Annotated in this window: 7 protein-coding genes; 1 reads left to right on the top strand and 6 read right to left on the bottom strand. The window is 67.4% G+C overall.

Annotated elements, in window-relative coordinates; all coding sequences use genetic code 11:
• Positions 1 to 131 precede the first annotated feature (131 nt).
• From fusA to QC283_RS33045, 4 genes are all read right to left on the bottom strand, one after another.
• Positions 132 to 2258: an elongation factor G gene (gene fusA, locus QC283_RS33060; protein WP_279565433.1), complete on the bottom strand. Its 2127-nt coding sequence runs from the start codon at positions 2256 to 2258 to the stop codon at positions 132 to 134.
• Between the two features lie 39 nt (positions 2259 to 2297).
• Positions 2298 to 2768, bottom strand: coding sequence for a 30S ribosomal protein S7 (gene rpsG, locus QC283_RS33055; RefSeq protein ID WP_003974303.1), 471 nt, complete (start codon positions 2766 to 2768; stop codon positions 2298 to 2300).
• Positions 2769 to 2770: 2 nt separating this feature from the next.
• The gene (gene rpsL, locus QC283_RS33050; RefSeq protein WP_003948652.1) at positions 2771 to 3142 is read right to left on the bottom strand and encodes a 30S ribosomal protein S12; all 372 of its coding nucleotides are present in this window, start codon (positions 3140 to 3142) and stop codon (positions 2771 to 2773) included.
• 336 nt (positions 3143 to 3478) lie between these two features.
• Positions 3479 to 4561 carry a glycosyltransferase family 2 protein gene (locus tag QC283_RS33045; protein WP_279565432.1) on the bottom strand — a complete coding sequence of 361 codons (1083 nt, stop codon included), beginning with the start codon at positions 4559 to 4561 and terminating at the stop codon, positions 3479 to 3481.
• 101 nt (positions 4562 to 4662) lie between these two features.
• Between QC283_RS33045 and QC283_RS33040 the strand changes: the two genes are divergently transcribed.
• Positions 4663 to 5955: a hypothetical protein gene (locus QC283_RS33040; RefSeq protein WP_279565456.1), complete on the top strand. Its 1293-nt coding sequence runs from the start codon at positions 4663 to 4665 to the stop codon at positions 5953 to 5955.
• A gap of 120 nt (positions 5956 to 6075) precedes the next feature.
• On the opposite strand, the gene QC283_RS33035 is transcribed toward QC283_RS33040, so the two are convergent.
• Positions 6076 to 9975: a DNA-directed RNA polymerase subunit beta' gene (locus QC283_RS33035; protein WP_279565431.1), complete on the bottom strand. Its 3900-nt coding sequence runs from the start codon at positions 9973 to 9975 to the stop codon at positions 6076 to 6078.
• Between the two features lie 110 nt (positions 9976 to 10085).
• Positions 10086 to 13571 (bottom strand): DNA-directed RNA polymerase subunit beta, encoded by a 3486-nt coding sequence (gene rpoB, locus QC283_RS33030; protein WP_279565430.1) that lies wholly within the window; start codon positions 13569 to 13571, stop codon positions 10086 to 10088.
• Between the last annotated feature and the right edge of the window lie 428 nt (positions 13572 to 13999).

Below are 13999 nucleotides of genomic sequence, written 5' to 3'. Positions count from 1 at the left end.
ATCGGCGCCAGGTGATCTTTGCTGGAAAGCCCGGGTGCCGGGGGCATTCCACCGGTTCACGGCGGAATGCCCCATGCAGGCTCCGGGGTCAAGCCTAAAGCGTGAGAACGCGGTCCGTTGAACGGAGTCCGTTACTCGCCCTTGGCCTTCGCGATGATCTCCTCGGCGACGTTCCGGGGAACCTCGGCGTAGGAGTCGAACTGCATCGAGTAGCTCGCGCGACCCGACGTCTTGCTGCGGAGGTCTCCGACGTAGCCGAACATCTCCGACAGGGGCACGAGCCCCTTCACGACGCGGGCACCCATCCGCTCCTCCATGGCCTGAATCTGACCACGGCGGGAGTTGATGTCGCCGATGACCTCACCCATGTAGTCCTCGGGCGTGGTGACCTCGACGGACATCATCGGCTCCATGAGGACGGGCGAAGCCTTGCGCGCGGCCTCCTTGAAGGCCTGCGAACCGGCGATCTTGAACGCCAGCTCGGAGGAGTCCACCTCGTGGTAGCCACCGTCGATGAGCGTGACGCGGACGCCCGTCATCTCGTAGCCGGCCAGGATGCCGAACTGCATGGCCTCCTGGGCACCGGCGTCCACCGAAGGGATGTACTCCTTCGGGATGCGGCCACCGGTCACCTTGTTCACGAACTCGTACGAGGTGTCGCCACCCTCGATCGGCTCGATCGCGATCTGCACCTTGGCGAACTGACCGGTACCACCGGTCTGCTTCTTGTGGGTGTAGTCCACGCGCTCGACGGCCTTGCGGATCGTCTCACGGTACGCGACCTGCGGCTTGCCGACGTTGGCCTCGACCTTGAACTCACGGCGCATACGGTCGACCAGCACCTCGAGGTGCAGCTCGCCCATACCACCGATGATGGTCTGGCCGGTCTCCTCGTCGGAGTGGACCTGGAAGGACGGGTCCTCCTCGGCCAGGCGCTGGATCGCGACGCCGAGCTTCTCCTGGTCGCCCTTCGACTTGGGCTCGATGGCGACCTCGATGACCGGCGCCGGGAAGTCCATGGACTCCAGGATGACCGGGCTCTTGTCGTCGGACAGCGTCTCACCGGTGGTGGTCTGCTTCAGGCCCATGACGGCGACGATGTCGCCGGCGCCCACCGACTCGATCTCCTCACGCTTGTTGGCGTGCATGCGGTAGATCTTGCCGATGCGCTCCTTCTTGCCCTTGACGGAGTTCAGCACGGCGGTGCCGGACACCAGGCGGCCCGAGTAGACCCGGACGAAGGTGAGCTTACCGAGGTGCGGGTCGCTCATGATCTTGAACGCGAGCGCGGCGAGCGGCTCGTCCTCCGACGGCTTGCGCTTGACGACGACCTCGGGGTCCTTGACGTCGTGGCCCTCGATGGCCTCGACGTCGAGCGGGGTCGGCAGGTAGCGCACGACCGCGTCGAGCAGGGGCTGGACGCCCTTGTTCTTGAACGCGGTGCCGCAGAACACCGGGGTGACCGTGGTGCCGTCGGACTTGCCGGAGGCGATGGTGACGCGGCGGATCGCGGCGTACAGCTGCTCCACGGTGGGCTCCTTGCCCTCCAGGAACAGCTCCATGATCTCGTCGTCGTTCTCCGCGACGCCCTCGACCAGCTTCCCGCGCCACTCCTCGGCGGCCTCGGTGTGCGTGGCCGGGATGTCGACGGTCTCGTACATCTCGCCCTTGGCGGCATCGGCGGACCACACGAGCGCCTTCATGCGGACCAGGTCCACGACGCCCTGGAAGTCGGCCTCGGCGCCGATCGGGAGCTGCATGACGAGCGGCTGGGCGCCCAGGCGGTTCGAGATCATCTCCACGCAGCGGTGGAACTCGGCGCCGGTACGGTCCAGCTTGTTGACGAAGCAGATGCGCGGCACGCCGTAACGGTCGGCCTGACGCCACACCGTCTCGGACTGCGGCTCTACACCGGCGACACCGTCGAACACGGTCACGGCACCGTCGAGCACACGCAGGGAGCGCTCCACCTCTACGGTGAAGTCGACGTGCCCCGGGGTGTCGATGATGTTGATCGTGTAGTCGTCGTCCTCGAGCGGCCAGTGGCAGGTCGTCGCAGCGGACGTGATCGTGATGCCACGCTCCTGCTCCTGCTCCATCCAGTCCATCGTGGCGGCGCCGTCGTGGACCTCACCGATCTTGTACGACACGCCCGTGTAGAACAGGATCCGCTCGGTGGTGGTCGTCTTGCCCGCGTCGATGTGGGCCATGATCCCGATGTTGCGGACCTTGGCCAGGTCAAGTGAAGTGGTAGCCATAAGGCTTCAGTCTTCTCTCGGTCTCGATGTGGGTAGCGACTACCAGCGGTAGTGCGCGAAGGCCTTGTTGGACTCGGCCATCTTGTGCGTGTCCTCGCGCTTCTTCACAGCGGCACCGAGGCCGTTGGAGGCGTCGAGGAGCTCGTTGAGCAGACGCTCGGTCATGGTCTTCTCGCGACGGGCGCGGGAGTAGCCGACGAGCCAGCGCAGCGCGAGGGTGTTGGCGCGACCGGGCTTGACCTCGATCGGCACCTGGTACGTCGCACCACCGACACGGCGGGACTTGACCTCGAGGGTCGGCTTGATGTTCTCGAGAGCGCGCTTCAGCGTGATGACCGGGTCGTTACCGGTCTTCTCGCGCAGGCCCTCCATGGCGCCGTAGACGATGCGCTCGGCGGTGGAGCGCTTGCCGTTCAGCAGCACCTTGTTGATCAGGGAGGTCACCAGAGGAGAACCGTAGACCGGGTCGATGATGACCGGGCGCTTCGGGGCGGGGCCCTTACGAGGCATTCTTACTTCTCCTTCTTGGCGCCGTAGCGGCTGCGGGCCTGCTTGCGGTTCTTCACACCCTGGGTGTCAAGCGAACCGCGGATGATCTTGTAACGAACACCCGGCAGGTCCTTCACACGGCCGCCGCGCACGAGCACGATGGAGTGCTCCTGCAGGTTGTGCCCCTCACCCGGAATGTAAGCAGTGACCTCGATCCCGCTGGTCAGACGCACACGCGCGACCTTACGCAGGGCCGAGTTCGGCTTCTTCGGGGTGGTCGTGAACACACGCGTGCAGACGCCACGACGCTGGGGCGAACCCTCGAGTGCGGGCGTCTTGTTCTTCTCGACCTTGTCCTGCCGGCCCTTCCGGACCAGCTGCTGGATCGTAGGCACTACTTCTCCGGTTTCTGTGTGCCGAATGGTGAAGCTAACCTGGAACGTCACCGACCCACGCGGTCGGGTGTGTCGAAGCCGCGGATCCCCGCCGGAAGACGAAGGGGGCGCGGATTGCGGTGGCCGGTGACGACCCTCACTGCGGTTGAAGGCACGCACGAGGGCCAGGGCACACCCCAGGCACAAGGTCTGAGCGTACCTATCGCATTCGCTGCGGTCAAAACAAATGCGCGGGACCGGCAGCGCCACCCGCCTCGCCCGGGTTCCTCCCGGTCCATTCCGGGCGCCCGAGGCCGGCTTCCGGCGCCGGCTCCCGGGCACGTGGCCGAGCGCGCCTCAGGCCCGCGGGACCGGAACCCGCGGGACGTCCGCCGCGCCCCCGGCGGCACGCGCGGACGCGGAGCCCTGCGCCGCGCCGCCGCCTCCCGCGGAGCCCTGCGTCGGCGTCGGCGCCGCCGTGTCGTGGCGGACGAAGTACGTGGGCCGGTTCTGCACCGCCGTGTATATCCGGCCGACGTACTCGCCGAGCAGGCCCACGCAGATCAGCTGCACGGCGCCGATGAAGACGATGCCGGTGAAGAGCGACGTCCAGCCGGGCACCGTGCGCCCCAGGGCGAAGGCGGCCAGGGTGTAGACCAGCAGCCCCAGGCAGACGACGAAGGCACCGGCGCCCAGCCAGGTGGCCAGCCGCAGCGGGGCCGCGGAGAAACCGGTGACACTGTCGACCGCGAGCCGGATCATCCGGCCCAGCGGGTACTTGGTGCGGCCCGCGGTGCGCGGAGCGCGCTCGTACGTCACCTGCCCGCTCGGGAAGCCCAGCCACGGCACCAGCAGGCGGTACACCCGCTGCTGGTCCGGCAGCGCCTTCAGCGCGTCCACGGCGGCCCGGCTGAGCAGCCGGAAGTCGCCCGCCTGCGCGGGGACCGACGGACCCGCCAGGCGCCGCATCAGCCGGTAGTAGACGCCCGCCGTCCACCGCTTGAACCCGGTGTCGCTGCTGCGGTCGGCCCGGACGCCGTAGACGATGTCGAGGCCCTCGGCGCGGGCCAGCGCCAGCATGTCGGGGATCTTCTCCGGCGGATCCTGGAGGTCGGCGTCCAGGCTCACCACGTACGCGCCGCACGCCCGGTCCAGGCCCGCGGTGAGGGCGGCCTGGTGGCCGGAGTTGCGCCGCAGCGCGACCACGCGCAGTTCCGGCCAGCCCAGCCGGAAGGCGGCGAGCAGCTCCGCCGTGCGGTCGCCGCTGCCGTCGTCCACGGCGACGACCTCGTGGGCGACGCCCAGCTCCGCCAGGACCGGACGCACTCTGCTGACCAGCGCGGGAAGGGCCTCTTCTTCGTTGTACATCGGGATGACGACCGACAGCACGACCGGTTCGTGCCGTTCCTCGTCCGGTCCCTCGTTCCGTCCCTCGGGCACCGCGCCTCCCCTCCCCCGAACACCGAGCACAGATGTGCGACTCTTGTGCGATCTTATGGCAGCAACTGACGGTTGAGGGTGGACTGAGGGGGATGACAGCCATGGACACGGCTGCCGACGACACGATGACCGACGGGTCGGCGGGCGCACCGGAACGGCTGCCCGACGAGCCACGAAAGCGCTCCTGGAGGACCTGGCCCCCGGCCCTGCCGCCCGCCGCGCGGCCCTACCTCGCCCCGCTCGTCCTGTACGGCGTCACGAAGCTCGTCGGCCTCGCGGTCTTCGCCTCCCTGCTGGAGTACGCCGGGGACTACAAGGAGAAGAACCCGCGCTTCGGCGGCGGCGCCCACTGGTGGGACGTACTGGCCACCTGGGACGGCTGGTGGTACCTCCAGGTCGCCGAGCACGGCTACAGCCCCTCCCTGGTGCGGCTCGACTCGGAGGGCCTGTTCACGGTCCAGCAGAACTCGGTCGCCTTCTTCCCGCTCTACCCGGCCCTGATCCGCGTGGTCTCGGAGACCACGGGCCTCGGCCTGTACGGCTCCGGGATCCTGGTCTCCGTCGTCTTCTCGTTCGTCGCCGCGGCCGGCATCTACGCCGTGATCTCCCTGATCGCGGGTGCCCGCGCGGGCACCATCGCCGCGGGGCTGTGGGCCGTGGCCCCCGGCGCGGGCGTCGAGTGGGCGGTGTACTCCGAGTCCCTGTTCGTCGCCATCGCCGCCTGGGCCTGCTACGCCGTGATGACCAAGCGGTGGGTGGCGGCCGGCCTGCTCGCCTTCACCGCGGGCCTGAACCGCCCCACGTCAGCCGTCCTCGTAGGCGCCGTGGGACTCGCCGCGCTGGTGACCCTCGCCCGCCCCGCGACCCGGCGCGAACACGGCGTACGCGGCCCGGTGTACGCCATGATCGTCGCCCCGCTGGGCCTGCTCGTCTACATCGCCTGGGTCGGCTACAGCATCGGCGAACCCACCGCGTACTTCACGCTCCAGCGCGAGGGCTGGGCGCACTTCTTCGACTACGGCGCCCACACCCTGGACGTGCTGCTCAACCTCGCGGTGGGCCGCGGCGACTACCCCTTCGCCTTCTACACCCCGGACCTGCTCTCCGTCCTGCTGGTCCTGGCGCTGCCCTTCCTGATCGCCCTGATGCTGCGCAGGAAGCCCCCGCTGGTGCTCGTCGCGTACACCCTGGCGACGGTCATCACCGTCCTCGGCACCCAGCAGATGTTCGGCAATACCATGCGCTACCTGCTGCCCGCCTTCCCCCTGCTCCTCGCCCCGGCCGCGGCCATGAGCCGCCTGAAGCTCCCCAGCCTGGTCGTCTTCTTCACCACGACCGCCCTCGCCTCCGGCTGGTACGCGCACTACGTCCTGTTCGAGCTGGGCGTGCCGTAGGAAGCACCTCGCCGGGTGCGGGCCGAAGGGCCCGTGAGCACCTCGCGAGTACACGCCGAAGGGCGGCCACCCCACGGGGTGACCGCCCTTCGGTCGTAGCGGCCTTGTCAGGCGACTCGCTTACTGGTTGTACGGACCGTAGTCGTAGTCCTCCAGCGGAACGGCCTGGCCGGAGCCCGTGCCGAACGGCGAGTAGTCGATGTCGTCGTAGCCGACGGCCGAGTACATCGCGGCCTTGGCCTCCTCGGTCGGCTCGACCCGGATGTTGCGGTAGCGGGACAGGCCCGTACCGGCCGGGATGAGCTTACCGATGATGACGTTCTCCTTGAGGCCGATCAGGGAGTCGGACTTGGCGTTGATCGCCGCGTCCGTGAGGACCCTGGTCGTCTCCTGGAAGGACGCCGCCGACAGCCACGACTCGGTCGCCAGCGAGGCCTTGGTGATACCCATCAGCTGCGGACGACCGGAGGCCGGGTGACCGCCCTCCTGGACCACACGACGGTTCTCGGTCTCGAACTTGGTGCGCTCCACCAGCTCGCCGGGCAGCAGCTCGGCGTCGCCGGACTCGATGATCGTCACGCGGCGCAGCATCTGCCGGATGATGATCTCGATGTGCTTGTCGTGGATCGACACGCCCTGCGAGTTGTAGACCTTCTGGACTTCGCCGACCAGGTGGATCTGCACCTGGCGCTGGCCCAGGATGCGCAGCACGTCGTGCGGGTTGGTGGCACCCACGGTGAGCTTCTGGCCCACCTCGACGTGATCGCCCTCGCCGACCAGCAGACGGGCACGCTTCGAGATCGGGAACGCCGTCTCGTCGCTGCCGTCGTCCGGGGTGACGACGAGCTTCTTCGTCTTCTCGGTCTCCTCGATCCGGACGCGGCCGGAGGCCTCGGAGATCGGGGCGACACCCTTCGGGGTACGGGCCTCGAAGAGCTCGACGACACGCGGCAGACCCTGGGTGATGTCGTCACCGGCCACACCACCGGTGTGGAAGGTACGCATCGTCAGCTGGGTACCGGGCTCACCGATGGACTGGGCGGCGATGATGCCGACCGCCTCACCGATGTCGACCAGCTTGCCGGTGGCCAGGGAGCGGCCGTAGCACATGGCGCAGGTGCCGACCTGGGACTCGCAGGTCAGGATCGAACGGGTCTTGACCTCCTCGACACCGTGGCGCACGAGCTGGTCGATGAGCACGTCACCGAGGTCGACGTTGGCCGGCGCGATCACCTTGCCGTCGATGACGACGTCCTCGGCGAGCATGCGGGCGTAGACGCTGGTCTCGACGTCGTCCGTCTTGCGCAGCGTCCCGTCGGCCTCGCGGACGGCGATCGGCAGCTTCAGACCGCGCTCGGTGCCGCAGTCCTCCTCGCGGATGATGACGTCCTGGGAGACGTCGACCAGACGACGCGTGAGGTAACCCGAGTCGGCGGTACGCAGAGCGGTGTCCGCCAGACCCTTACGGGCACCGTGCGTGGAGATGAAGTACTCCAGCACGGACAGACCCTCACGGAACGAGGCCTTGATCGGACGCGGGATCGTCTCGTTCTTGGCGTTCGACACGAGACCACGCATACCGGCGATCTGACGCATCTGCATCATGTTGCCTCGTGCGCCCGAGTTCACCATCATGAAGATCGGGTTGGTCTTCGGGAAGTTCTCGTTCATCGCCTCGGCGACCTCGTTGGTCGCCTTGGTCCAGATCGCGATGAGCTCCTGCGTGCGCTCGTCCTTGGTGATCAGACCGCGCTCGTACTGCTTCTGGACCTTCTCGTCCTGCGCCTCGTAGCCCTTGACGATCTCCTTCTTCGCCTCGGGAACGACGACGTCGGAGATGGCCACGGTCACGCCGGAACGGGTGGCCCAGAAGAAGCCGGACGCCTTCAGGTTGTCGAGCGTCGCCGCCACGATGACCTTCGGGTAGCGCTCGGCGAGGTCGTTGACGATCTCGGAGAGCTGCTTCTTGCCGACCTCGTAGTCGACGAACGGGTAGTCCTCGGGCAGCAGCTCGTTGAAGAGCGCGCGGCCCAGCGTGGTCTTCAGGGTGAAGGTGTCACCCTGCTGCCACTCCGGCTCACCCTCCTCGCGGGCCGGGGGCTCCCAGCCGCGGGGCGGGATGGTGCCCACCGGGAAGCGGATGTCGACCTTCGACTGGAGCGACAGGTCGCCCGCGTCGAACGCCATGATCGCCTCGGCGGCGGACCCGAAGGCACGGCCCTCGCCCTTGAGGTCGCGGCCCTCGCCGTCGGTGGTGAGGAAGAACAGACCGAGGACCATGTCCTGGGTCGGCATCGTCACCGGACGGCCGTCGGCCGGCTTCAGGATGTTGTTCGAGGACAGCATCAGGATGCGGGCCTCGGCCTGCGCCTCCGCGGAGAGCGGCAGGTGCACGGCCATCTGGTCACCGTCGAAGTCCGCGTTGAACGCGGTGCAGACGAGCGGGTGGATCTGGATGGCCTTGCCCTCGACCAGCTGCGGCTCGAAGGCCTGGATGCCGAGGCGGTGCAGCGTGGGCGCACGGTTCAGCAGAACCGGGTGCTCCGCGATGACCTCTTCCAGCACGTCGTACACGACCGTGCGGCCGCGCTCGACCATGCGCTTGGCGCTCTTGATGTTCTGCGCGTGGTTCAGGTCGACCAGGCGCTTCATCACGAACGGCTTGAAGAGCTCCAGCGCCATGGCCTTGGGCAGACCGCACTGGTGCAGCTTCAGCTGCGGGCCGACGACGATGACGGAACGCGCGGAGTAGTCCACACGCTTACCGAGCAGGTTCTGACGGAAACGACCCTGCTTGCCCTTGAGCATGTCGCTCAGGGACTTCAGCGGGCGGTTGCCCGGACCGGTCACCGGGCGACCACGACGACCGTTGTCGAAGAGGGCGTCCACGGCCTCCTGGAGCATGCGCTTCTCGTTGTTCACGATGATCTCGGGCGCGCCGAGGTCGAGAAGCCGCTTCAGGCGGTTGTTGCGGTTGATCACACGGCGGTACAGGTCGTTCAGGTCGGAGGTCGCGAAGCGGCCACCGTCCAGCTGCACCATCGGACGCAGGTCCGGCGGGATGACCGGCACGCAGTCCAGCACCATGCCCTTGGGGCTGTTGCTGGTCTGCAGGAACGCGGAGACGACCTTGAGGCGCTTGAGCGCACGGGTCTTCTTCTGGCCCTTGCCGGTACGGATGATCTCGCGGAGGCGCTCGGCCTCCTCGTCGAGGTCGAAGGACTCCAGGCGCTTCTGCAGCGCGGCGGCGCCCATCGAACCGTCGAAGTAGGTGCCGAAGCGGTCGCGCAGCTCGCGGTAGAGCAGCTCGTCGCCCTCGAGGTCCTGGACCTTGAGGTTCTTGAACCGGTTCCACACCTCGTCGAGGCGGTCGATCTCGCGCTGCGCGCGGTCGCGCAGCTGCTTCATCTCACGCTCGGCACCCTCGCGCACCTTGCGGCGCACGTCGGCCTTGGCACCCTCGGCCTCGAGCTCGGCCAGGTCGGTCTCGAGCTTCTTGGCCCGGGCCTCCAGGTCCGAGTCGCGGCGCTGCTCGACCTGCTGACGCTCGACGGAGACGTGGGCCTCCAGCGAGGGCAGGTCGCGGGTGCGGCGCTCCTCGTCGACGAACGTGATCATGTACGCCGCGAAGTAGATGACCTTCTCGAGGTCCTTCGGGGCGAGGTCCAGCAGGTATCCGAGGCGCGACGGGACGCCCTTGAAGTACCAGATGTGGGTGACGGGGGCGGCGAGCTCGATGTGGCCCATCCGCTCACGGCGCACCTTGGCGCGCGTGACCTCGACGCCACAACGCTCACAGATGATGCCCTTGAAGCGGACACGCTTGTACTTGCCGCAGTAGCACTCCCAGTCCCGGGTCGGACCGAAGATCTTCTCGCAGAAGAGTCCGTCCTTTTCGGGCTTGAGCGTGCGGTAGTTGATCGTCTCGGGCTTCTTGACCTCGCCGTGGCTCCACTGACGGATGTCGTCAGCGGTGGCCAGACCGATCCGGAGCTCGTCGAAGAAGTTGACGTCGAGCACTATGCGTCAATCCCTCTCAGGGTTGTAAGTCTTGGGGTCTGAAACGGGGGTCCTGGGGCCGGCCGGAGGCTCAGGGATCTTCATCGCTGAACCTCCGGACCGGACTCCCGTCAGACCTCTTCGACGCTGCTCGGCTCGCGCCGGGACAGGTCGATGCCGAGCTCCTCCGCTGCGCGGAAGACGTCCTCGTCGGTGTCACGCATCTCGATGGACATGCCGTCCGAGGACAGCACCTCCACGTTGAGGCACAGGGACTGCATCTCCTTGATGAGCACCTTGAAGGACTCGGGGATGCCGGGCTCAGGGATGTTCTCGCCCTTGACGATGGCCTCGTAGACCTTCACGCGGCCGGTCACGTCGTCGGACTTGATGGTCAGCAGCTCCTGGAGGGCGTACGCGGCGCCGTAAGCCTCCAGCGCCCACACCTCCATCTCACCGAAGCGCTGGCCACCGAACTGGGCCTTACCACCCAGCGGCTGCTGGGTGATCATCGAGTACGGGCCGGTCGACCGGGCGTGCAGCTTGTCGTCGACCAGGTGGTGGAGCTTGAGGATGTACATGTAGCCGACCGAGATCGGCTCCGGGAACGGCTCGCCGGAGCGGCCGTCGAACAGCCTCGCCTTGCCGGACGGGAGCACCATGCGCTCGCCGTCGCGGTTCGGGATGGTGTGCTGGAGCAGACCGGCCAGCTCGTCCTCACGCGCACCGTCGAAGACCGGGGTGGCGACGTTGGTGCCGGGCTCGACCTTGTCGGCGCCGATGACCTGGAGGCGCTCGGCCCACTCCTCCGCGAGGCCGGAGACGTCCCAGCCGCGGCTGGCGAGCCAGCCGAGGTGGATCTCCAGGACCTGTCCCGGGTTCATTCGGGACGGGACACCCAGCGGGTTGAGGATGATGTCGACCGGGGTGCCGTCCTCGAGGAACGGCATGTCCTCGATCGGGTTGATCTTGGAGATGACGCCCTTGTTGCCGTGGCGGCCGGCGAGCTTGTCACCGTCGGTGATCTTGCGCTTCTGTGCGACGTACACGCGCACCAGCTGGTTCACACCGGGGGGAAGCTCGTCGCCCTCCTCGCGGTCGAAGACGCGGACGCCGATGACCTTGCCGATCTCGCCGTGCGGCACCTTCAGGGAGGTGTCGCGCACCTCGCGCGCCTTCTCACCGAAGATCGCGCGGAGCAGGCGCTCCTCCGGGGTCAGCTCGGTCTCACCCTTGGGCGTGACCTTGCCGACGAGGATGTCGCCGGCGACGACCTCGGCACCGATGCGGATGATGCCGCGCTCGTCGAGGTCGGCGAGGACCTCCTCGGAGACGTTCGGGATGTCCCGGGTGATCTCCTCGGGGCCGAGCTTGGTGTCACGGGCGTCGACCTCGTGCTCCTCGATGTGGATCGAGGAGAGGACGTCGTCCTGCACGAGGCGCTGCGACAGGATGATCGCGTCCTCGTAGTTGTGACCCTCCCACGGCATGAACGCGACCAGCAGGTTCTTGCCGAGCGCCATCTCGCCGTTCTCGGTGGCCGGACCGTCGGCCAGGACCTGGCCCTCGATGATCCGGTCACCCTCGGCGACGATGACCTTCTGGTTGACCGAGGTTCCCTGGTTGGACCGGGAGAACTTGGCCAGGCGGTACGTGATGTACGTGCCGTCGTCGTTGGTGGTGGTGATGTAGTCCGCGGAGACCTCCTGGACCACACCCGCCTTCTCGGCCTTGACCACGTCGCCGGCGTCGGCGGCGGAGCGGTACTCCATGCCGGTGCCGACCAGCGGGGACTCGCTCTTGATGAGCGGCACCGCCTGACGCATCATGTTCGCGCCCATGAGGGCACGGTTGGCGTCGTCGTGCTCGAGGAACGGGATCATGGCGGTCGCGACCGACACCATCTGGCGCGGCGAGACGTCCATGTAGTCGACGTCGTCACCGGGGACGTAGTCGACCTCGCCACCACGGCGGCGGACCAGGACGCGCGCCTCGGCGAACCGCAGGTCGTCGTTGAGCGTGGCGTTGGCCTGCGCGATGACGAAGCGGTCCTCCTCGTCGGCGGTCAGGTAGTCCACGTCGTCCGTGACCTGGCCGTCGACGACCTTGCGGTACGGCGTCTCGATGAAGCCGAACGGGTTGATCCGGCCGTACGAGGCGAGCGAGCCGATCAGACCGATGTTCGGGCCTTCGGGCGTCTCGATCGGGCACATGCGGCCGTAGTGCGACGGGTGAACGTCGCGGACCTCGAAGCCGGCCCGCTCACGGGAGAGACCACCCGGGCCGAGGGCGTTCAGACGACGCTTGTGCGTCAGCCCCGACAGCGGGTTGTTCTGGTCCATGAACTGGGACAGCTGGCTGGTGCCGAAGAACTCCTTGATGGAGGCGACGACCGGCCGGATGTTGATCAGGGTCTGCGGCGTGATCGCCTCGACGTCCTGGGTGGTCATGCGCTCGCGCACGACACGCTCCATACGGGCGAGACCCGTACGGACCTGGTTCTGGATCAGCTCGCCGACGTTGCGGATGCGGCGGTTGCCGAAGTGGTCGATGTCGTCGGTCTCGACGACGATCTCCCGGCCCGACTCGCCGATCGTCTCGGTCTCACCGGCGTGCAGCTTCACCAGGTACTTGATGGTGGCGATGACGTCGTCGGTGGTGAGCACGCCGGCGTCCAGCGGCTCGTCGGCGCCGAGCTTCTTGTTGACCTTGTAGCGGCCGACCTTGGCGAGGTCGTAGCGCTTCGGGTTGAAGTAGAGGTTCTCGAGCAGCGTCTGCGCGGCCTCACGCGTGGGGGGCTCGCCCGGACGCAGCTTGCGGTAGATGTCGAGCAGCGCGTCGTCCTGGCCCTGGGTGTGGTCCTTCTCCAGGGTGGCGCGCATGGACTCGTACTGGCCGAACTCCTCGAGGATCTGCTCGGTCGTCCAGCCGAGCGCCTTGAGCAGGACGGTCACGGACTGCTTGCGCTTGCGGTCGACGCGCACGCCGACCATGTCGCGCTTGTCGATCTCCATCTCCAGCCAGGCACCCCGGGACGGGATGATCTTGGCGGAGAAGATGTCCTTGTCGGACGTCTTGTCGATGGAGGAGTCGAAGTAGACACCCGGCGAACGGACCAGCTGCGACACCACGACACGCTCGGTGCCGTTGATGACGAAGGTGCCCTTGTTGGTCATGAGCGGGAAGTCGCCCATGAAGACCGTCTGGGACTTGATCTCGCCGGTCTCGTTGTTGGTGAACTCGGCGGTGACGAAGAGCGGGGCCGCGTACGTGAAGTCGCGGTCCTTGCACTCGTCGATGCTGTTCTTGGGGGGCTCGAAGCGGTGGTCGCGGAACGTCAGCGACATCGACCCGGAGAAGTCCTCGATCGGCGAGATCTCCTCGAAGATCTCTTCCAGACCGGACTTGGTGGGGACGTCCTGACCGGACTCCAGCGCCGACTCGACGCGAGCCTTCCACGCGTCGTTACCGAGCAGCCAGTCGAAGCTCTCGGTCTGCAGCGCGAGGAGGTTCGGAACCTCGAGGGGCTCCCTGATCTTTGCAAAGGAGATGCGCAGCGGGGCGGTGCTGGCAGCGTTGTTCGTATTCGCGGTCGAGGCATTGCGCGAGGCGGCCAAGAGGGGGTCCTTCCGAGGGCTCGGACTCACTACGCGCGTACCGGCCCCTCTTCCGTGCACGAAGACAGGGGGCGCCTGATGTGGCCGAAAAGCCAGGTCAGGCATGCTCTGGTCGTCGGTGCTCGGGCGAGGGCAGACCCCTGGTGACGGGCAGGGGGCAACTAACAGGCAGCGCAAAGGGTCAGTGTAGCCACATGGCACACTGATGTCCAGTGCGGGTCTCGATGACCGTGTTCGCTCCTCGTTGTTCTCACCACCTGCGGCAAGGCCTCGCCCTCAACGCACCGTGATACTGCCCTCTTCGCCGTGGATCCATGCCTCGGATTTCGGATCCTTGTGACGACGCGTCCTGAGAATCGCGCGCCGCGTGCGGTTCGTCAAGGCCCCCTTTGCCCGAACCGCCTGCCGCCGGAGGGCCCTCGGGGCCC

This window comes from Streptomyces sp. DH41, from assembly GCF_029813785.1.
Classification (GTDB): domain Bacteria; phylum Actinomycetota; class Actinomycetes; order Streptomycetales; family Streptomycetaceae; genus Streptomyces.
The sequence above is the reverse complement of the archived record's forward strand: the minus strand, read 5'-3'. Positions and strand labels throughout refer to the sequence as shown.